Below are 19,660 nucleotides of genomic sequence, written 5' to 3' on the forward strand. Positions count from 1 at the left end.
GCCGGTCGTCTCGGGCTGCGCGGGGGGAGCTGGCGGCGCCCCGGGACCGCGTCCCAGCGCACGCCGACGACCGCCGGAGGCGGCTGACGGAGGCGGGACGTTCGAGGTCATAGCCGTCGAAGGCTACCCCTACCGCCCGCGCAGACGCCGGACGAGAATGCTCGCGTCGCCGCGCGACTCCAGGTCCGCGAGGACCACGGCGACCGCCTCGCGGACGATCCGCCCGCGGTCGACGGCGAGACCGTGCTCACCGCGGAGCACCAGGCGCGCGTGTTCGAGGTCCATCAGCTCCTCGGCGGACACGTACACGGTGATCTTCTCGTCGTGCCGCTCCCGCCCGCTGGGCCGGCGGTTCGCGGCGCGCCCCCGCTTGCGGGACGACTGCACGGACGTGGAAGGGGCGCCAGAACCTTCCTGCGCCGGCCGGCGCCCCGAACGGTCCGGGGCGCCTCCGCGACTGCGCGACTCCCCCGCGTCCGCCCCGGAGTCGGCGGCGACGTGTTCGTCGCCCTCGCCGTCCCCGCCCTGGACGGGCACCGACTGGGGAGCGTCGTCCCCGGCCGCCGCGTCGCCCTCGCCGGCCGGAGCCGGCACCCGGGCCTCGCCGTTGGCCCGGCGGGCGGGGCTGGACGACTGGAGCGCCATGCCCCCGGTGGTACGGAACAGTTCGTCGGCCCCCGGCAGACTCACTCGGCGTGACACCGGGCGAGCACCTCCCTGGCGAGCTGGCGATAGGCGGCGGCACCGACGGAGTTGGAGGCGTACGTGGTGATCGGCTCACCGGCGACCGTGGTCTCCGGGAAGCGGACGGTCCGGCCGATCACGGTGTGGTAGACGTGATCGTCGAAGGCCTCCACGACGCGCGCGAGCACCTCACGGCTGTGCACCGTGCGGGAGTCGTACATCGTGGCGAGGATGCCGTCGAGCTCCAGCTCGGGGTTGAGCCGTTCCTGGACCTTCTCGATCGTCTCGGTGAGCAGCGCGACACCGCGCAGCGCGAAGAACTCGCACTCCAGCGGCACGATCACCTTGTGTGCGGCCGTCAGCGCGTTCACGGTCAGCAGGCCGAGCGAGGGCTGGCAGTCGATCACGATGTAGTCGTAGTCGGCCATCAGCGGCTTCAGGGCGCGCTGGAGCGTGGACTCGCGGGCGACCTCGCTCACCAGCTGTACCTCGGCGGCGGACAGGTCGATGTTGCTGGGCAGCAGGTCCATGTTCGGGACCGCCGTCTTCAGGAGCACCTCGTCGGCCGCCATGCCCCGCTCCATGAGCAGGTTGTAGACGGTGAGGTCGAGCTCCATCGGGTTGACGCCGAGTCCCACGGACAGCGCGCCCTGCGGGTCGAAGTCGACGAGCAGCACCCTGCGTCCGTACTCCGCGAGCGCGGCACCCAGGTTGATGGTCGACGTGGTCTTGCCCACGCCGCCCTTCTGGTTGCACATCGCGATGATCGTCGCGGGGCCGTGACTGGTCAGCGGACCCGGGATCGGGAAGTAGGGCAGCGGGCGCCCCGTCGGGCCGATGCGCTCACGGCGCTGACGGGCCGCGTCGGGCGCGAGCGTGGCCGCGTACTCCGGATCGGGCTCGTACTCGGCGTCGGGGTCGTAGAAGTGCCCCTCGGGCAGTTCGTCGTAGTCGGCGAAGTGGGTGTGGTTCTCGCCACTTCCGTTGCCGGCCATGGCGTTCACGTGATGGCCATCCATGCTCGGGTGTGCTGTCTGAGTCGTCCGGGGACTCTGATGGGCTGCGAAGGTGCGGACAGCGACGGAGCCGACAGCCTCGAGCCCCGTGGGGTCCTGGCCCCGCGCCGGCATTCCTGGTTGACCACCCCCGGGAGTAAATGTCGACTCATTCACAAGTCGTCTTACCTCCTTGGTGACCAGGAAACTTCTCGATAGGTCAGCGTGGCACCATGCCGACGGTTGGCGACTCTATGGCGTGTCACCGCTCCGCAGCAACACAATCCGCCGGACCCGACCCGATGTGTCGGCAACCGAACATCCCTCTGTCAAGGGCGTAAGGGCGTCGCACGGCAGGTTTCACCGGTGTGCGAATCGGTTGAAGAGTTACGTTCGTGGCGAGTTGAACGAGTGCCGCGAAGTGACCCGACACACACCCGGCCGGACCTTGTCGGGCAAGGTCCGGCCTGGTGAGCGGTGTTGACGACCCGTGTTGACGTATCGCCTTTTGTCAGCGACGAGTCGACCGAAAATGTCGACTCATTGAGCCATCGGCAAAGTCAGCCGAGCAGGCTCTCCAGCGCGACGTGCTCCAGCCCGTGGGCCTCGGCCACCTCGCGGTAAACAACCTTGCCGTCATGCGTGTTGAGACCCTTGGCCAGCGCGTTGTCACGGCGCAGCGCCTCGGTCCAGCCGCGGTTGGCGAGCTCGACGATGTACGGCAGCGTGGCGTTGGTGAGCGCGTAGGTCGAGGTGTTGGGGACCGCGCCGGGCATGTTGGCGACGCAGTAGAAGACCGAGTTGTGGACCGGGAAGGTCGGCTCGGCGTGCGTGGTGGGGCGGGAGTCCTCGAAGCAGCCGCCCTGGTCGATGGCGATGTCGACGAGGACACTGCCGGGCTTCATCCGGGAGACGAGCTCGTTGGTGACCAGCTTCGGCGCCTTGGCGCCGGGGATCAGCACGGCGCCGATCACGAGGTCGGCCTCCAGGCAGGCCTTCTCCAGCTCGAAGGAGTTGGACATGACGGCCTTGACCTTCGTGCCGAAGATCTTGTCGGCCTCGCGCAGCTTGTTGATGTCGCGGTCGAGCAGCGTGACGTCGAAGCCCATGCCGATGGCGATCTGCGCGGCGTTCCAGCCGGAGACGCCTCCGCCGATGACGACGGCCTTGGCCGGCAGGACGCCGGGGACGCCGCCGGGCAGGACACCGCGGCCGCCGTTGGCGCGCATCAGCTGGTAGGCGCCGACCTGCGGGGCCAGGCGGCCCGCGACCTCGGACATCGGGGCCAGCAGCGGCAGGGCGCGGCTCGGAAGCTCGACGGTCTCGTAGGCGATCGCGGTGGTGCCGGACTCCAGGAGGGCGTCCGTGCACTCGCGGGAGGCGGCCAGGTGCAGGTAGGTGAAGAGCGTCTGGTCCTTGCGGAGGCGGTGGTACTCCTCCGCGATGGGCTCCTTGACCTTCAGCAGCAGGTCGGCGGTGGCCCAGACCTCGTCGGCGGTGGGCAGGATCTGCGCGCCGGCCGAGACGTACTCCTCGTCCGTGATCGAGGAGCCGACGCCGGCGTTCTGCTCGACGAAGACCTGGTGGCCGTGGCGCACGAGCTCGTGCACGCCTGCGGGGGTGATGGCCACCCGGAACTCGTTGTTCTTGACCTCGCGGGGGATGCCGACCTTCACGTCGATCACGGTCCTTGACTCAGAGGGCTCTGGGGCTATGCATGCCGAGGCGATGCAAGCCAGGCAATGCATGTCATACCCGACGTACGGGAGCACACCGGGAGACACCACGGAAGAACGCGGCGGAGCCAGTCTAATGAAGGGATTCCCTCTGTCTAGCCTTTCAATGCATCAATCTTCAGCGGATGCACTGCGGATTTCGTAGGCGTTAGCGTCGTGTTCCAGGCCGGATGTGCTCTCCAGCAGCTCATCTCCCAGCATGCGCTCGGCCGCCGCTCGGTGCAGCCCGGCGGCCGCCGGGTCCCCGAGCCGCTCCAGGGTGTCGGCCAGCCTGACCTGGAGCGCGGCCTGGAGACGTACGTCGTCCGCGCGGCGCGCCCACTCGACGGCCTCCTGGCAGGTGCGCAGCGACTCCTCGGGGCGTCCCGCGTACTCCTGGACCCGGGCCATCTCGCTCAACGCCCTTGCCTGGGAGGCGACATCGCCGTTCTTGCGGTGCCAGGCGACGGCGGCGCGCCAGTTGACCTGGGCCTCGCCGTAGCGGCCCGCGTAGGTGTGCGCCGTGGCGATGCGCCCGTAGAGCCGGGCGGCGTCCACGCGCTCGTCGCGCGCGAGCCGCTGGGCGAGCGCCCTGCCGTACCAGTCGGCGGCCCGGTCGTGGTCCCCGAGTTCCTGGTGGGCACCGCCTACGGATTCCATCGCGCGGCCGGTCGCGTACGGGTCGTTCGCCTCGCGTCCGGCGTCCAGCGCGGCCCGGTAGCGGGCCAGGGCGCCGGTCCTGCGGCCGGTCTGCGCGTCCAGGTCGGCGAGGTTGAGCAGGGCCGCGGCCTTCTCGCGGGGCAGGTCACGGCGTTCGGCGACGTCCAGGACGAGGCGGTGGATGCCGTACAGGTCGGGGGCGGCGGCCCGGGTGCCGAAGTGCGCGGCCATCGCCCGCACCAGGGCGGCCATCAGCCGCCTGGCCAGGGTGTCCAGCTCCCCGTCCGCGACGGCCAGCCGGGCCGAGGCGAGCAGCGCGGGCCGGCGGACGCGCAGCCAGTCCTCGGCCGCCCGGGGCCCGGCGAAGCGCAGGGCGCGGGGCATCCCGGCGAGCTTCTCCCGGGCGGGCGAGCTGTCGGTCTCGGTGATCGCGCGGCAGGACACCAGGAGCCGTACGGTCCGCTCCAGCATCCGGGCCCGGGCCAGCTGGACCTCGGCGGGCCGGTCGTGGGTGTCGACGAGCGCGCGCAGCAGGGGCTGGAGGCAGCCGGGCACCTCGTACTGCGGCAGCTCCGAGGGGACCGCCCGCAGCAGGCCGAGGGCGACGAACTCGTCCAGCACGGTGTGCGCCGACTGGACCGAGCAGCCGGCCAGCGCGGAGGCGGTGTGCGGGTCGACGAGGCCCGCGGGCGCCAGCGAGAGCAGGCGCAGGGTCCTGGCGGCGGACCCCGGCAGCGAGGCGTACGAGATCCGGAAGACGCGGTCCATCGGGGTGCCGTCGGCGCCCTCGGTGCGCAGCTGCTTGGCGAGGTCGGCGACGGCGGCGGCGGGTCGGGCGGCGAGCCAGCCGCCGGCCAGCACCAGGGCGGTCGGCTGGCCGGCGCACAGCTCGACCAGTCCCTCGGCGGCGAGGGGGTCGACGGTGATGCGGACCGAGCCGGTGAAGTGGCCGAGGAGTTCGAGGGCGGACTTGGTGTCGAGGCCGCCGAGGGTGCAGGGGCGGACGTCCGCGATTCCGGTGAGCGGCCCGCCGGAGACGGCGACGACCAGGCAGTCCGGGGAGTCGGGCAGCAGCGCGTCGACCTGTTCGGCGTCGGCCGCGTCGTCGAGCAGGAGCACCGCCCGGCGGATCGCGAGGGCCTCGCGCAGCCGCTCGCACAGTTCGTCGGCGCCGGCTCCGGCGGGTGCGGACAGCCCGAGGGCGGTGAGCAGGTCGCGCGCGGTGGCCTCGGTGGGCACCGGGGTGCCGTCGGGTTCGGTGAGCCGGGCGCGCAGTATGCCGTCGGGGTAACTCTCGGCGACCTGAGCGGCGAGCCGGTCGGCGAGCGCGGTGCGGCCGGAGCCGGGCTTGCCCGCGATGAGCAGCACCCGCGCGCGGGGGGCCTTGCGGCCGGCGATGGTGTCGAGTCCCGCCCGCTCGATGTCCGCCCGGAGTTCCTTCAACTCTCTTGTACGGCCCAGGAACTGACTCTCCGTGGGAGCGGACCCGGCAGCCGGGCGCTGCCCCTTGGACGCCACCTTGGTGCCGCCGTCGTCCACCGCCTGATCCGCCACGGGCCACGCTCCCGTTCCACTGCACGCGCAAGCCCGCCGGGACTCCGGTACGGGCGTTTTCCAGAGCCTAGTTCACGCTCTGCGACGATCCGGACGGAGCGCGACGGAGACATCCCCCGATCGGATCAGGCGATCGTAGGACCGGTGGCTCCGGACGGGCGTATACGACCGTCCGGAGCGGGTCGACGGAACGGACCGGCCGTCCCGGAGCCGGGGTCAGGCCTCGAAGGGACGCGCGGGCCACGGCGCCCCGGCCGGACGCAGGGCGTCGAGTCCGGCGCCCTGCCGTGCGGCGACGAGCGAGAGGACCCCCACGACCAGACAGTTGTTGTGCAGGTCACCGGCGAGCACACCGGCGACGAGTTCACCGAGCGGGACGCGGGCCAGCTCCATGTCGGCCTCCTCGTCCTCGACCTCGAACCGCTCGCCCTCCGCCTCGGAGAGATCGCGGGCCAGGAAGATCCGGATGGCCTCGTCGCAGCCGCCGGGCGTGGTGTAGACGTCGGTCAGCACCCGCCAGGTCTCCGCCTTGACGTGCGCCTCCTCGTAGAGCTCGCGCTGCGCGGCGTGCAGCGGGTTCTCGCCCGGGACGTCGAGCAGGCCCGCCGGGATCTCCCACAGCTTCTGGCGCACCGGGTGGCGGTACTGGCGCAGGACCACCACCCGGTCCTCGTCGTCCAGGGCGAGCACGGCGACGGAGCCCGGGTGGACCTGGTAGTCCCGGCGGACGACGGATCCGTCGGGCATGACCACGTCGTCGGTGCGCACCGAGGTCTTGTTGCCCCTGAAGGGGGTCTCGGTCGCCCGGACCTCCCACTCCTCGGGAATGTCCTTGATGGTCATGGCCTGTCCTCCCACACGCGCAAAAAGAAGCCGGTCCGGATCACGGGACCGGGGTGCGCATCCGGCGGGAACACCCGCGGATCCGCACCCCGGTCACCGTACAACCCTGGTGCTACTTGCCCGTCTTGCGCGCCACCGCGGCCTTGACCAGGCCCGCGAACAGCGGGTGCGGCCGGGTCGGACGGGAGCGCAGCTCGGGGTGCGCCTGGGTCGCGACCAGGTACGGGTGCACGTCACGCGGGTACTCGACGTACTCGACGAGCTTGCCGTCCGGGGACGTGCCGGAGAACTGGAGGCCGGCCTTCTTCTCCAGCTCGGCGCGGTAGGCGTTGTTCACCTCGTAGCGGTGACGGTGACGCTCCTCGACGTACTCCTTGCCGTCGTACACCTCGCGCACGATCGAGCCCTCGGCGAGCTTGGCCGGGTACATGCCCAGGCGCATGGTGCCGCCCATGTCGCCCTCGCCCGCCACGATGTCGAGCTGCTCGGCCATCGTGGAGATGACCGGGTGGCCGGTGCCCGAGTCGAACTCGGTGGAGTTGGCGTCCGGGATGTCGGCCAGGTTCCGCGCGGCCTCGATCACGATGCACTGCAGGCCCAGGCACAGGCCGAGCAGCGGGATGCGGTTCTCGCGGGCGTACTGGATCGCGCCGACCTTGCCGGACACACCGCGGTCGCCGAAGCCGCCGGGGATGCAGATCGCGTCGACGTCGCCGAGCTGCTTGGCCGCGCCCGCCGGGGTCTTGCAGTCGTCCGAGGTGACCCACTTGATCTTGACGCGGGCCTTGTTGGCGAAACCGCCGGCGCGCAGCGCCTCGGTGACCGAGAGGTAGGCGTCGGGCAGGTCGATGTACTTGCCGACGAGCGCCATGGTGATCTCGTGGACCGGGTTGTGGACGCGGTCCAGGAGGTCGTCCCAGGTCGCCCAGTCCACGTCACGGAACGGCAGGTCCAGCTTGCGCACGACGTAGGCGTCGAGGCCCTCGGTGTGCAGGACCTTCGGGATGTCGTAGATCGACTTGGCGTCGATCGCGGCGACCACGGCGGCCTCGTCGACGTCGCACATCAGCGAGATCTTGCGCTTGATGGCGGTGGGGACCTCGCGGTCGGCCCGCAGGACGATCGCGTCGGGCTGGATACCGATGTTGCGCAGGGCGGCGACCGAGTGCTGCGTCGGCTTGGTCTTCAGCTCGCCGGACGGGCCGATGTAGGGCAGCAGCGAGATGTGCACGACGAACACGTTGTCGCGGCCGACCTCGTGGCGGACCTGGCGGACCGTCTCCAGGAAGGGCAGCGACTCGATGTCGCCGACCGTGCCGCCGACCTCGGTGATGACGACGTCGACGTCGTCGGTCGCCATGCGGCGGATGCGGTGCTTGATCTCGTTGGTGATGTGCGGGATGACCTGCACGGTGTCACCGAGGTACTCGCCGCGGCGCTCCTTGGCGATGACGGTGGAGTACACCTGACCGGTGGTCACGTTGGCCGAGCCGTCCAGGTCCACGTCGAGGAAGCGCTCGTAGTGCCCGATGTCCAGGTCGGTCTCGGCGCCGTCGTTGGTGACGAACACCTCGCCGTGCTGGAACGGGTTCATGGTGCCCGGGTCGACGTTCAGGTACGGGTCGAGCTTCTGCATCGTGACGCGCAGACCCCGTGCCTTGAGCAGCGCGCCCAGGCTGGAGGCCGTCAGGCCCTTGCCGAGGGAGGACGCGACACCCCCGGTGACGAAGATGTGCTTGGTCGTCGTGGCTGTGCTGTTTCGAAAAGCACTGGGCGGCATGGCCAAGAGGGGGCTCCCGTGGTCGGTCTGGGGTGCGTGCCGGCGTGGGGCCCGGAGATTTCCGGGGGTTGCCGTCGCTGCGGTTCGGGGGTTTCTTGCCCACCGGTCCACGGGCTACCAGGGTATCAGCGACCGGACGAGGCCGCTTCCGGCCACGCTCCGCACCCGTCCGGGCGCCGGGGGTGCGCACCCCCGGCGCGCGCCGGGGCGGGCACAGAGCTCACACACCGCTCACTCGATCGGCTCAACCGGGTTGCCCGGAGCGGCACGCGGATCTTCCACGTGCGTCGTATCCTGCTCGGACACTCGCTGCCGAGTCCCTCCGGCACACGGCACCATCCCGTACGTAACCGGAACAAAGAGGGCCTGTCAGTTCGTTTCGAGACGACAATCGCATCGCCCATCGCACCGACAACCGACGTTTCGCGGCGAGGCACGACGGACGTCCCCCATCATCGACGTTCCGCAGATACCGAATCCCATTGCCTACTGTTTTGCAGTACCTACGTTCCCTTTGACCGCAAGAGCGACCGCCCCGCGAAGGGGCGCCGTGGCCGTTCGACTGGAGATGCACGTGGCCGGGCGCATCGAGGACTACGCACTCATCGGAGACATGCAGACAGCCGCGCTGGTCTGCCGGGACGGCACAGTCGACTGGCTGTGCCTGCCGCGCTTCGACTCCCATGCCATCTTCGCGGGACTGCTCGGCACGGAGGACCACGGATTCTGGCGGATCGGCCCCGCGCACCCGGCCGACGCCCAGTCGCCCGCGGCGACGCGCCGCAGGTACCGCGGCGACTCGCTGATCCTCGAATCCGAGTGGGACACACCGCGCGGCACGGTCCGGGTGACCGATTTCATGCCCCCGCGCGACGGCGCGCCGCAGCTGATCCGGATCGTGGAGGGCATCAGCGGGCGGGTGCCGATGCGCTCCACGCTGCGCATGCGGTTCTCGTACGGCCGCGTCGTGCCCTGGGTGCGCCGGCACGAGGGTCGTACGGTCGCGGTCGCCGGCCCCGACTCGGTCTGGTTCGACACGGACTGCATGACCTACGGCAAGGACCTGACCACCTACGCCGACTTCACGGTGGCCCCCGGCGAGACGGTCACCTTCACCGTGTCGTGGGAACCCTCGCACAAGCAGCCGCCGCCGCTGCCCGAACCCGAGCAGTCGCTGGAGGCGACCGAGGAGTTCTGGCGCGACTGGGTCGACCAGTGCACGTACCACGGCCCCTACCGCGAGGCCGTCGTCCGCTCCCTGATCACGCTCAAGGCCCTGACGTACGCGCCCACGGGCGGCATCGTCGCCGCGCCCACCACCTCCCTCCCGGAGGAGATCGGCGGCGTACGCAACTGGGACTACCGCTACACCTGGCTGCGCGACGCGGCCATCACCCTCTCCTCGCTGCTGCGCACCGGCTACCGCGAGGAGGCCCGCGCCTGGCGCGAATGGCTGCTGCGCGCGGTCGCCGGCGACCCGGAGAACCTCCAGATCATGTACGGCATCGCGGGGGAAAGGGAGTTGGGCGAGGCGGAGCTCGACTGGCTTCCCGGGTACGAGAATTCGGCGCCCGTCCGGGTCGGGAACGGCGCGGCGCACCAGCTCCAGCTCGACGTCTACGGCGAGGTCACCGAGGCCCTGCACCTGGCCCACATGACGGGCCTGTCCCGCAACGACTACGCCTCGCTGCTCCAGTTGAAGCTGATCCGCTACCTGGAGACCCACTGGGACCAGCCGGACGAGGGGATCTGGGAAGTCCGGGGCCCGCGACGGCACTTCGTGCACTCCAAGGTGATGGCCTGGGTCGCCGTCGACCGCACGATCAAGCTCATCGAGTCCGGGGACGCGGACGGCCCGCTGGAGAAATGGCGCGAACTGCGCGACGACATCCACCGGGACGTCTGCGAGAAGGGCTACGACCAGGAGCGCAACACCTTCACGCAGTCCTACGGCTCCAAGGAGCTCGACGCCTCGCTGCTGCTCATCCCGCAGATGGGCTTCCTGCCGCCGGACGACAAGCGGGTGATCGGCACCATCGAGGCGATCCAGCGCGAACTGTCCACCTCCGACGGCTTCATCCTGCGCTACCCGACCTCCGGCGAACACGCGGGCGTCGACGGCCTGGAGGGGGACGAGGGCGCGTTCCTCGCCTGCTCGTTCTGGATGGCCGACGACCTCGCGATGATCGGCCGGGTCGACGAGGCCCGCAAGCTCTTCGAGCGGCTGCTCGCCCTGCGCAACGACCTCGGCCTGCTGGCCGAGGAGTGGGACCCGCGCCTTCAGCGCCAGGTCGGGAACTTCCCGCAGGCCTTCAGCCACGTCCCGCTGATCGACACGGCCCTGCGGCTGACGGCGAGCGGGGCGTACGGCGGCTGACCCGGTCCGTGCCGGGCGCCCGGGGATCCCTCCCCGGCGCGCCCCGCACGCCGTACCCGCCTAGCCTGGAAGGAGTCCTGTCCCCTCATGGAAGGGGGCGGCTTCCATGGCTCCCCTTTCGAAGGCCGGAGCGGCGCTGACAGCGCTCCGCGCGGGTCTCTCCGGCGACGTGTACACCCCTGACGATCCGGGCTACGACGAGGCCCGGACGATCTTCAACGCGATGATCGACCGGCGCCCCGCCGTGATCGCGCGATGCGTGTCCGAGGCCGACGTCACCCGCGCGGTGCGCTTCGCGCGTGACCTCGACCTGCCGGTCGCCGTCCGCGGAGGCGGTCACAGCGTCGCCGGCATGTCGCTCAACGACGGCGGTCTCGTGATCGACCTCAGCCGTATGCACGAGGTCACCGTCCACCCCGGGTCCGAGACCGTCCGGGTCGGGGGCGGAGCGCTGATGACCCATCTCGACCGGGCCACCCAGCCCTACGGCCTCGCGACCACCGGCGGCCGGGCCTCGACGACCGGCGTCGGCGGCTATGTCCTCGGCGGCGGCACCGGCTGGCTGGACAGGTCCTGCGGCCTGGCCGTCGACAATCTGCTCGGGGTCGAGCTGGTGACCGCGGACGGCTCGCAGGTACGCGCCACCGCCCAGGAGAACCCGGAGCTGTTCTGGGCCCTGCACGGCGGCGGCGGGAACTTCGGGGTCGCCACCGCGCTGACCCTCAGACTGCATCCGCTGCCCGAGTTCTCCATGGCGCTGGTCATGTATCTGCCGGACAGCGGCCCCGACGTCGTACGCGTCTACCGCGAGGTCATCGAGAACGGGCCGCCCGAGGCGAGCGGCGGCGTCCTCTACCTGACCGCCCCGCCCGAGGAGTTCGTGCCCGCGCACCTGGTGGGCACGCGGCTGTGCGGCGCGCTCGTCGCGTACGCGGGCGGCGAGGACGACATGCGCAAGATCGCCCAGCCGCTGCTGGCGCTGCCGCACGAGGTCGAGATCGTCACCGCCGTGCCCTACGCCGACCTCCAGTGCATGCTCGACGACCCGCCCGGCTGGCGGAACCACTGGTCGGCCGAGTACCTGACCGGCGCGCCCGACGACTTCGTGGACGTCTTCTGCACCCTCGGCGACGCCATGCCCGTCCCCACCGGCACCCAGCACGTGCTGTTCCCGCAGGGCGGCGCCATCGCCTCCGGACCCTCCCACTGGCCGGTCCCCTACCGCGACGCGCCCTGGGCCGTGCACCCCTTCGGGATCTGGGAGGACCCGGCCGACGACGAGCGGTGCGTCGCGTGGGTCAGGAAGGTCCGCGAGGACGTACGGCCGTGGAGCACCGGCGCGGTCTATCTGAACTTCATCGGGGACGAGGGCGCGGACCGGGTGGCGGCGGGCCTCGGCGAGGAGAACCTGCGGCGGCTGGCCGCGGTCAAGGCCGAGTACGACCCCGACAACGTGTTCCGCTTCAACCACAACATCGCCCCGGTCCCCGCCGGCGCCTGACCCCACCGCCCACCACCCCACCGCTGACCACCCCGGCCCGCGCCGTCCCCGGGCCGCACGCCGGGGCACCGCGCGCCGGCGCCCTCCGCCGCCGGTCAGGGCCCGGAGATGCCCCCGGAAGCGGTCCGCGGGTAGCGTCCGCTGCATGGACAGCCGTTACGACACCCAGGGCGCCGGAATCACCGTGCAGCGGGCACTAGAGCTGCCGGGACTGCGCAGCGGGCTGCCGGAGATCATCGCCGGGGCCGACCGGCTGCAGCGGACCGTGCGCTGGGTGCACGCGGGCGAGGTGCCGAACATCGCCTCCCTGCTCAAGGGCGGCGAACTGCTCCTGACCACGGGATACGGACTCGGCACCCGCCCCGCCGACCAGCGCGCGTTCGTCCGCACCCTCGCCGAGCGCGGGATCGCGGCGCTCGTGGTCGAGCTCGGCCCGCGCTTCACCCGGCTCCCGGCCGCGCTCGTGGAGACCGCGCGCTCCACGGGCCTGCCGCTGGTCCAGCTGCACCGCGAGGTGCCCTTCGTGACGGTCACGGAGGAGATCCACACCGAGATCGTCAACGGCCACTACGCGCTGCTCCAGCAGGCCGAGGAGGTGCACCGGCGCTGCACCGAGGCACTGCTCGGCGGTGGCGGGGTGCCCCAGGTCCTGGGCATCCTCGCCGAGTTCAGCGGCAACCCGGTCTTCCTGGAGACCGCCGACGGACAGCTGCTGTACGCCGCCGGGGCGGGCTCCGCGGCCGCCGACCCGCTCCAGGTCTGGGAGGGCATGCGCGGCCAGCACCAGGAGGACCCGCCCGCGGGGACCACGCTGGTGGACGTCCCCGGCGGCGGCCCGGGCACCGGATCCGTCCGGGCCCGCCTGGTGCTGCTGCCCGTCGGCGCGCCGGTCGCCCCGGTGCACCGGATCGCCGCCGAGCGGGCCGCCGGCATCCTGGCCGTCGTGCTGATGCAGGCCCGCCAGGAGGAGGAACTGGCGGCGCGGGGACGCGGCAACTTCCTGACCGACCTCGCCGAGGGCCGGATCGAGGCCGAGGACGCGCCCGCGCAGGCCCGGGTGCTCGGCTTCAAGCCCGGCGCGGGACCGCTGCTGCCGGTCGTGATGCGACTCGCCGACGGCCTCGCGCCCGGCGGCGGCTGGGCGGTCCTGGCCCGCGCCGTCGCCGAGGAGCTGGCCTCGGTGGGCGTCCCCGTCCTGCTCGGCGTACGTCCCGTGGAGGGCCGGGTCCCGCTGCTGCTCGGCCTGCGTTCGGAATCGGAGCGGGCGGCCGTCGCGGACCGTGTCGCCGCGGCGCTGCGCGCCGGGGTGGAACGGGCGGGCATGCAGCGGCCCGGCGCACAGCCGCCGGTGGTGGTGGTCGGGGTGGCCGGGGGCTGGGCGGCCGCGTCGGCGGGGCTGCGGCACGCGGCGGAGACGGCCACGGCGGCGCAGGGCCTGTCGGACCGCCCCTGGTACGACGCCCGGCGGCTGGACATCGACCTGCTGCTGTGGCGGCTGCGCGAACACCCCGATCTGGCCGCCTTCGTGGAGCGCGCGATCGGCCCGCTCCGCGACCACGACGTCCGCTCCAAGCCACCGCTCCTGCCCACCCTCCAGACGTATCTGGCACACGCGGGCCGCAAGGCGGAGACCGCCCGCGAGCTGCACCTCAACCGGCAGACCCTCTACAACCGCCTCGCCCGGATCGGCGAGTTGCTGGGCATGGACCTGGACGACCCGCAGACGGTACTGGCGTTGAGCCTGGCGCTGCGCGCCCGCAGACACGTCCCCTGAGGGCCGGGCCGCGGGAGGGTCCTCAGACCAACGGCCGGAACCGGGTGAACTCGTCGTAGACGCTGAGCACTTGGGCCACGGTCTCGTCCTCGGTCGGCCAGGTCGCGGCCTGCCGGGCACCCTTCTCCCGCAGGGCCTCCCGGCGTTCGGGATCGGCGAGCAGCCGCACGACGGCGTCGGCGAGCGCCTTCGCGTTCCCGTACGGGACGAGTTCGGCCGCGTCGCCGACCGTCTCCGGGATGCCTCCGACGGCCGTGGCGACGAGCGGAACGCGCGCGTGGAGGGCCTCCTGCGCCAGCAGCGAGCGCGACTCCCACCGGCTGGGCAGCAGGACGAGGTCGGCGGCGGCCAGCAGGTCCGTGACGTCCTCACGCCTTCCGACGAGCCGCACCGGCAGTTCCTCGTCCTCGATCCGGCGCTGGAGCACGGCGCGCAGCGGCCCCTCCCCCGCGATCACCAGCAGCGGCACGGGGTCGAGGCGGCACCAGGCACGCGAGGCGTCGAGGAGCGTGTGGTAGCCGCGGTGCCGGTCGAGCGAGCCGACCGCGATGAGCAACGGGCGTCCGGTCGTGCCGAGTTCGGCGCGCGCCTTGTGCCGGGACGGGTCGGGGTCCACCGGTTCGGCGGGCCGGCGCGGTCCCGGGAGCGCCACGGCGGCGAGCCGCGCGTCGCGGGCGCCTCTCCTGCGGGCCCGGTCCACCAGGTCGGACGAGGTCCCGAGGACCACGGCGGCGGCCCGGGCGACCCGGCGTTCCAGGAGGCGCAGCACATGGGCCCGGGCGCCGTCGGCCTCCGAGCGGGTGTGCCAGGTGACGACGAGGGGGACGCGCCGCCCGCTGAGCGCGAGGACCGCGCGCAGCGCCGCGTGGATCCCGTGCGCGTGCACGAGGTCGGCGTCCGCGCAGGCGGCCCGCAGCGCGGACACCGAGGCGGGGTCGGTACTGCGGGGCACGGGGACGTGGTGCGCGCCGGCCCCGGTGAAGTCGTACACGCTGTCCGCCTCGGCGGGGGCGCAGACGGTGACCCGGACCCCTCGGGCGACCAGGCCCGCCGTCAGCGACCGCACGTGCGCGCTGCTGCCCGCGCTGCCGCCGCCGAGCACCTGCACGGTGCGCAGCGGCGACTGGCCGTGCGGTGAGTGGCTGCTCACGTGGCTCACGTGGCCGGGGCTCCTGGTTCGGCGTCGGACGGTCACGGGGAAACGTACAGAAGGGTCGTGCGCAGGGTGGGGTACCGCACGTCGTGCACCGTGTACTGGGCCAAGGATGCCAGGCCGTCCGGGCGTTCCGGCACCGCCATCACGACGAGGGCACGTCAGAAGGGGCAACCCGGCGACGACGGTCACCCGCACGAGTGATGAATGCCCCGTTCCGGGGAGGGCGAGCCCCGACGGAACGGCCGCGCCGCCGGTGACTCCCCGGACCCACGGGGTGCACCCGCGCACCCCCCGGCGCACAGACAACCCCACACGCCCCAAAACCCCAGACCCTCCGCCCCACCAATCAGGCGCAGGGAAGATTTCAGCCCCTCCGGCGTTTGAGGAGCGGGGTCCGGGGCGGAGCCCCGGGTACGGGACGGGCAGGGGCGGAGGGGGCGAAGGAAGGCAGGTGTCCCCGCCACCGGAGCAGCACGTCCGGAGAAACCCGGGGCCAGGACCTCCGACCCACGCCGGCTAGGCGTCCGCGCGGGCCGCCGCGAGAAGCTCCTCCGCATGGGCCCGAGCCGTCTCGGAGTCCTCCTGCCCGGCAAGCATCCGGGACAGCTCGCGCACCCGCTCCTCACCCTCCAGCACCTTCACACCCGACCGCGTCACCGAACCGTCGTTCGTCTTCTCGACCAGCAACTGCCGGTCGGCGAACGCGGCCACCTGCGGAAGGTGCGTGACGACCACGACCTGAGCGCTCCGGGCGAGCTTCGCCAGCCGGCGCCCGATCTCGACCGCGGCCTTGCCGCCGACACCGGCGTCGACCTCGTCGAACAGATACGTCGGCACGGGGTCGGTGCCCGCGAACACGACCTCCACCGCGAGCATCACGCGCGAGAGCTCACCGCCGGACGCACCCTTGGCGATGGGCCGCGGCGGCGCCCCGGGGTGCGGGGCCAGCAGGAGTTCCACCTCGTCGGCACCGGCGGGACCGTAGGCCACCGGGCGTCCGCCGACCTCCACCCCCTCCGGGTCCTCGGTCTGCCGGAGCTCGAAGGACACGCGCGCGTGCGGCATGGCGAGCGAGGCCAGCTCGGCGGTCACCGCGGCGGCGAACCGCTCGGCCGCCTCCGTACGGGCGTCCGTCAGTGCCTGGGCGAGGCCGCCGAGTTCGCCGCGCAGGGCGTCCCGCTCGGCGGTCAGCTCCTCCAGCCGGTCGTCGTCCCCGTCGAGTTCCGTGAGCCGCTCGGCACCGCGCTCGGCCCAGGCGATCACGGCGTCGATGTCCTCGCCGTACTTGCGGGTCAGCTGGGTGAGCGCGGCCCTGCGCTCCTCGACCGCCGCCAGCCGCAGCGGGTCGGCGTCGAGGTCGTCGGCGTAGCCCGCGAGTTCGCCCGCGACGTCGCCGAGCAGGATGTTGATCTCGCCGATCCGCCCGGACAGGGTGGCGAGGGCCGAGTCGTGGGACCGTACGGCCTCCAGTGCCCGGTGGGCGCCCGCGACGAGCGTGGCCGCGTCGATTCCCTCCGGGTCCTCGGGGTTTCCGGCCAGCGCCGCGTGCGCGGCCGTGGCGGCGGAGGCCAGTGCCTCCGCGTGCCCGAGCCGTTCCGCCTCCGCGGCCAGCTCCACGTCCTCGCCCGCGCGCGGCTCCACGGCCGCGATCTCGTCGAGCCCGAAGCGCAGCATGTCGGCTTCCTGGGCCCGTTCGCGGGCGCGGGTCGTGATCTCGTCCAGCTCGGCCGAGATCGCCCGCAGCCGACGGTAGGCGCCCGCGTACTTGGCGAGCGGCACGGCGACCGCGTCACCCGCGTACCGGTCGAGGGCCTGCCGCTGCCGGGACAGCTTGAGCAGTCCCTGCTGGTCGGTCTGGCCGTGCACCGCGACGAGTTCGTCGGCGAGTTCGGCGAGCACGCCCACCGGCACCGAACGCCCGCCCAGATGCGCGCGGGAGCGCCCCTCGGCCGAAACGGTACGGCTGATGAGCAGCACGCCGTCGTCGAGCTCGGCGCCCGCCTCCTCGGCCCGTACGACGGCCGTCCCGCCCGCGGGTACGCTGATCCGCCCCTCCACGACGGCGCTCTTGGCGCCGATCCGTACGAGGGCCGGGTCCGCGCGCCCGCCCAGCAGCAGCCCGAGGCTGGTGACCACCATCGTCTTGCCCGCGCCGGTCTCACCGGTCACGGCGGTGAAGCCGGGTGACAGCTCGACGACCGCGTCGTCGATGACTCCGAGCGACCGTATCCGCATCTCCTCCAACACGTCCCCGACCATACGAGGTTTTCCCGCCACCGTGCGACGCCGCCCCCCGCAAAGAGAACCGAGCGTTACTTTCGGGGGGCCGTGTCGTTCGGTCGCGGACCGTGCGAAGGGTCCCGGCACCCGGTCGGAATCCGGGCGCCGGGACGTGTGCCCGGTGCGGCGCTCCGCGGTTCCTAGTGGGGCGCTCCGCGCCACCCGGACACCGGGAGGGCGAACTTGGCGACGAGCCGGTCGGTGAAGGACGCGTGGTGCAGCCGGGCGAGCCGCACCGGCACCGCCCCGCGCCGCACCTCGACCCGGGCCCCCGGCGGCAGCTCCACCGTCCGCCGCCCGTCGCACCACAGCACACCCGGCGGGACGTGCGGCAGCACCTCCACGGCGAGCACCGAGTCCGGCGAGGTCACCAGCGGCTTGGCGAACAGGGCGTGCGCGCTGATCGGCACCATCAGGAGCGCCTCGACCTCGGGCCAGACCACGGGCCCGCCCGCGGAGAACGCGTACGCGGTCGACCCGGTCGGGGTCGCGCACACGATCCCGTCGCAGCCGAACCCGGTGACGGGCCGCCCGTCGATCTCCAGCACCACTTCGAGGAGCTTCTCGGCGGACACCTTCTGCACGGCCGCCTCGTTGAGCGCCCAGTCGGTGTGCACGATGTCGCCGTTGCGGTGCACGACGACGTCGACCGTCATGCGCTCCTCGACCTCGTAGGCCTTGGTGACGACCCGGTCGACCACCTTGTCCAGGTCGTCGCGCTCGGCCTCGGCGAGGAAGCCGACCCGGCCGAGGTTCACGCCGAGCATCGGCACCCCGGAGGCGCGGGCGAACTCCGCGCCGCGCAGCAGCGTCCCGTCACCGCCGAGGACGATGAGCAGCTCGCAGCCGTCGAGGCACTGCGGAGTGGCCTCCTGGACCAGCTCCACCTCGTCGGGCAGCGGAAGATCGGCGGCCTCGGCCGCCAGCACCCGCACGCCGATCCCGGAGCGCAGCAGCCCCTGGACGACCAGCTCGGCGCTGCGGATGGCTGCCGGCCGCCCGGTGTGGGCCAGCAGGAAAACAGTACGAGCTCGGGTCTGTGTCAACGCGGCCCCTCCGCCACTGCACGGTCAACGTCGGCCGGGTCGAGTTCGGGTGCCCCGGCACGCAGCCACAGAAAGTACTCGACGTTGCCCGACGGTCCGGGCAACGGGCTCGCTGTCACACCCTTCACTCCGAGCCCCAGTTCCCGGGCCCGCCCCGCCACACCACGCACGGTCTCGGCGCGCAGCTCCGGACTGCGCACGACACCGCCGCTGCCCAGCCGGTCCTTCCCCACCTCGAACTGCGGCTTGACCATCATCACCAGGTCGGCATCCGGCGCCGTGCACCGCGCGAGGGCGGGCAGCACCAGTCCGAGCGGGATGAAGGACAGATCCCCGACAACAAGGTCCACGGGCTCCCCATCGATCGCCTCCAACGTCAACTCGCGTACGTTCGTACGGTCCTTGACGGTGACGCGTTCATCGCTCTGGAGAGACCAGGCGAGTTGTCCGTAACCGACGTCCACGGCGACGACGTGGGCGGCGCCCGCGCGCAGCAGGACATCGGTGAACCCGCCGGTCGACGCGCCGGCGTCCAGCGCCCTGCGCCCCTCGACCTTCAGGCCCTGGGGCCCGAAGACGGCGAGCGCGCCGGCGAGCTTGTGCCCGCCGCGCGAGACGTAGTCGGGGTCGCTGTCGTCCTTGCTGACCACGATCGCCGCGGCGGTCTCCACCTGGGTGGCGGGCTTGGTCGCGAGGGTCTTGCCCACGCTGACCCGGCCCGCGGCGATCAGCTGTCCGGCGTGCTCGCGCGAGCGGGCGAGCTTCCTGCGGACCAGCTCGGCGTCGAGGCGGCGGCGTGCCACTCCTGCCACGTTCGGTTCAGCTCCTGCGGTCGTACGGCGTTGGAAAGGGGCGCCCGGGGGTTTCCCCGGGTGCTCCGGGGGACTCCTCAGGTGCTCCGGGGGAGGTCCCTGGTGCTCCGGGGGTTTCCCCGGGTGTCCCGAAGGATCTCATTGCGCGGCGGCGGCCGGGCGGCCGGAGGGAACCGGACCGGCCGGACCTCCCGGGCGGACGTCGAGCGCGGTCAGCGCGTCGCGCAGTCCCCGGTGCACATCCTCGTACACCTCCAGGTGCCCGTCCGTGGCGAGGTCGTCGGCGTCGGCCAGCCGGTCGAGCCAGGTGTCGACGCCCGCGTCGCCCGTCGGGACGCGCGGGACGTTCAGCGGGGCCGGCGCGGCGGGGTCGTACGCGGGTTCCTGGTCCGCCCGCGCGGGCGGGACGGGCTCGCCCGCGGTCACGGCCTCGGGGAGCTGGCCCCCGGACACTGAGTCGTTCATGCCCCGACGCTACCGCGA

At 72.5% G+C, this 19,660-nt stretch carries 14 protein-coding genes; 3 read left to right on the plus strand and 11 right to left on the minus strand.

The features are described 5' to 3' along the window. Positions 1-129 precede the first annotated feature (129 nt). The 6 genes from ACFWI4_RS35435 to ACFWI4_RS35460 all read right to left on the minus strand — a co-directional run bounded on the left by ACFWI4_RS35435 (position 130) and on the right by ACFWI4_RS35460 (position 8,231). Positions 130-702 carry a hypothetical protein gene (locus tag ACFWI4_RS35435; protein ID WP_387204978.1) on the minus strand — a complete coding sequence of 191 codons (573 nt, stop codon included), beginning with the start codon at positions 700-702 and terminating at the stop codon, positions 130-132. Continuing rightward, positions 687-1,814: a ParA family protein gene (locus tag ACFWI4_RS35440; RefSeq protein ID WP_078943795.1), complete on the minus strand. Its 1,128-nt coding sequence runs from the start codon at positions 1,812-1,814 to the stop codon at positions 687-689. The genes ACFWI4_RS35435 and ACFWI4_RS35440 overlap by 16 nt, the downstream gene beginning before the upstream one ends. 425 nt (positions 1,815-2,239) lie before the next feature. Further along, a complete protein-coding gene (gene ald, locus ACFWI4_RS35445) occupies positions 2,240-3,364 on the minus strand; it encodes an alanine dehydrogenase (RefSeq protein ID WP_339128479.1) in 1,125 nt (374 codons plus the stop codon). Positions 3,365-3,526: 162 nt separating this feature from the next. Beyond that, positions 3,527-5,608, minus strand: a complete 2,082-nt coding sequence (locus tag ACFWI4_RS35450; protein WP_387204982.1) for a tetratricopeptide repeat protein — start codon at positions 5,606-5,608, stop codon at positions 3,527-3,529. A 216-nt stretch (positions 5,609-5,824) separates the two neighbouring features. Further along, positions 5,825-6,451 (minus strand): NUDIX domain-containing protein, encoded by a 627-nt coding sequence (locus tag ACFWI4_RS35455; protein ID WP_387204985.1) that lies wholly within the window; start codon positions 6,449-6,451, stop codon positions 5,825-5,827. Positions 6,452-6,563: 112 nt separating this feature from the next. Further along, positions 6,564-8,231, minus strand: coding sequence for a CTP synthase (locus tag ACFWI4_RS35460; protein ID WP_339128483.1), 1,668 nt, complete (start codon positions 8,229-8,231; stop codon positions 6,564-6,566). A 568-nt stretch (positions 8,232-8,799) separates the two neighbouring features. Here ACFWI4_RS35460 and ACFWI4_RS35465 point away from each other — a divergent pair. The 3 genes from ACFWI4_RS35465 to ACFWI4_RS35475 all read left to right on the plus strand — a co-directional run bounded on the left by ACFWI4_RS35465 (position 8,800) and on the right by ACFWI4_RS35475 (position 13,883). Then, positions 8,800-10,608, plus strand: a complete 1,809-nt coding sequence (locus ACFWI4_RS35465) for a glycoside hydrolase family 15 protein (protein ID WP_387205024.1) — start codon at positions 8,800-8,802, stop codon at positions 10,606-10,608. 106 nt (positions 10,609-10,714) lie between these two features. Continuing rightward, positions 10,715-12,109, plus strand: coding sequence for an FAD-binding oxidoreductase (locus ACFWI4_RS35470; RefSeq protein ID WP_387204988.1), 1,395 nt, complete (start codon positions 10,715-10,717; stop codon positions 12,107-12,109). Positions 12,110-12,254: 145 nt separating this feature from the next. Then, positions 12,255-13,883, plus strand: coding sequence for a PucR family transcriptional regulator (locus ACFWI4_RS35475; protein ID WP_387204991.1), 1,629 nt, complete (start codon positions 12,255-12,257; stop codon positions 13,881-13,883). A gap of 22 nt (positions 13,884-13,905) precedes the next feature. Here the strand turns inward: ACFWI4_RS35475 and ACFWI4_RS35480 are convergent, their stop codons facing one another. The 5 genes from ACFWI4_RS35480 to ACFWI4_RS35500 form a co-directional block, all read right to left on the minus strand. Further along, the gene (locus ACFWI4_RS35480; RefSeq protein ID WP_387204994.1) at positions 13,906-15,042 is read right to left on the minus strand and encodes a glycosyltransferase family 4 protein; all 1,137 of its coding nucleotides are present in this window, start codon (positions 15,040-15,042) and stop codon (positions 13,906-13,908) included. A gap of 513 nt (positions 15,043-15,555) precedes the next feature. Beyond that, the gene (gene recN, locus ACFWI4_RS35485) at positions 15,556-17,298 is read right to left on the minus strand and encodes a DNA repair protein RecN (RefSeq protein WP_387204997.1); all 1,743 of its coding nucleotides are present in this window, start codon (positions 17,296-17,298) and stop codon (positions 15,556-15,558) included. A 161-nt stretch (positions 17,299-17,459) separates the two neighbouring features. Next, positions 17,460-18,365, minus strand: coding sequence for an NAD kinase (locus ACFWI4_RS35490; protein ID WP_355853631.1), 906 nt, complete (start codon positions 18,363-18,365; stop codon positions 17,460-17,462). After that, on the minus strand, positions 18,362-19,177 hold the full coding sequence (locus ACFWI4_RS35495) for a TlyA family RNA methyltransferase (RefSeq protein ID WP_339128491.1): 816 nt from the start codon (positions 19,175-19,177) through the stop codon (positions 18,362-18,364). Before ACFWI4_RS35495 ends, ACFWI4_RS35490 begins: the two co-directional genes overlap by 4 nt. A gap of 138 nt (positions 19,178-19,315) precedes the next feature. Further along, positions 19,316-19,642 (minus strand): hypothetical protein, encoded by a 327-nt coding sequence (locus tag ACFWI4_RS35500; protein WP_387205001.1) that lies wholly within the window; start codon positions 19,640-19,642, stop codon positions 19,316-19,318. Positions 19,643-19,660: the final 18 nt, after the last annotated feature.

This window comes from Streptomyces sp. NPDC127038 (assembly GCF_042725875.1).
Lineage (GTDB): Bacteria > Actinomycetota > Actinomycetes > Streptomycetales > Streptomycetaceae > Streptomyces.

What these genes read in the sequence shown, in the direction of transcription:
- ACFWI4_RS35440 (WP_078943795.1), bottom strand. Translation starts at nt 1,814, where the DNA reads ATGCCGGCGCGGGGCCAGGACCCCACGGGGCTCGAGGCTGTCGGCTCC.
- ACFWI4_RS35455 (WP_387204985.1), bottom strand. Translation starts at nt 6,451, where the DNA reads ATGACCATCAAGGACATTCCCGAGGAGTGGGAGGTCCGGGCGACCGAG.
- ACFWI4_RS35460 (WP_339128483.1), bottom strand. Translation starts at nt 8,231, where the DNA reads ATGCCGCCCAGTGCTTTTCGAAACAGCACAGCCACGACGACCAAGCAC.
- ACFWI4_RS35465 (WP_387205024.1), top strand. Translation starts at nt 8,800, where the DNA reads ATGCACGTGGCCGGGCGCATCGAGGACTACGCACTCATCGGAGACATG.
- ACFWI4_RS35470 (WP_387204988.1), top strand. Translation starts at nt 10,715, where the DNA reads ATGGCTCCCCTTTCGAAGGCCGGAGCGGCGCTGACAGCGCTCCGCGCG.
- ACFWI4_RS35475 (WP_387204991.1), top strand. Translation starts at nt 12,255, where the DNA reads ATGGACAGCCGTTACGACACCCAGGGCGCCGGAATCACCGTGCAGCGG.
- recN (WP_387204997.1), bottom strand. Translation starts at nt 17,298, where the DNA reads ATGGTCGGGGACGTGTTGGAGGAGATGCGGATACGGTCGCTCGGAGTC.
- ACFWI4_RS35500 (WP_387205001.1), bottom strand. Translation starts at nt 19,642, where the DNA reads ATGAACGACTCAGTGTCCGGGGGCCAGCTCCCCGAGGCCGTGACCGCG.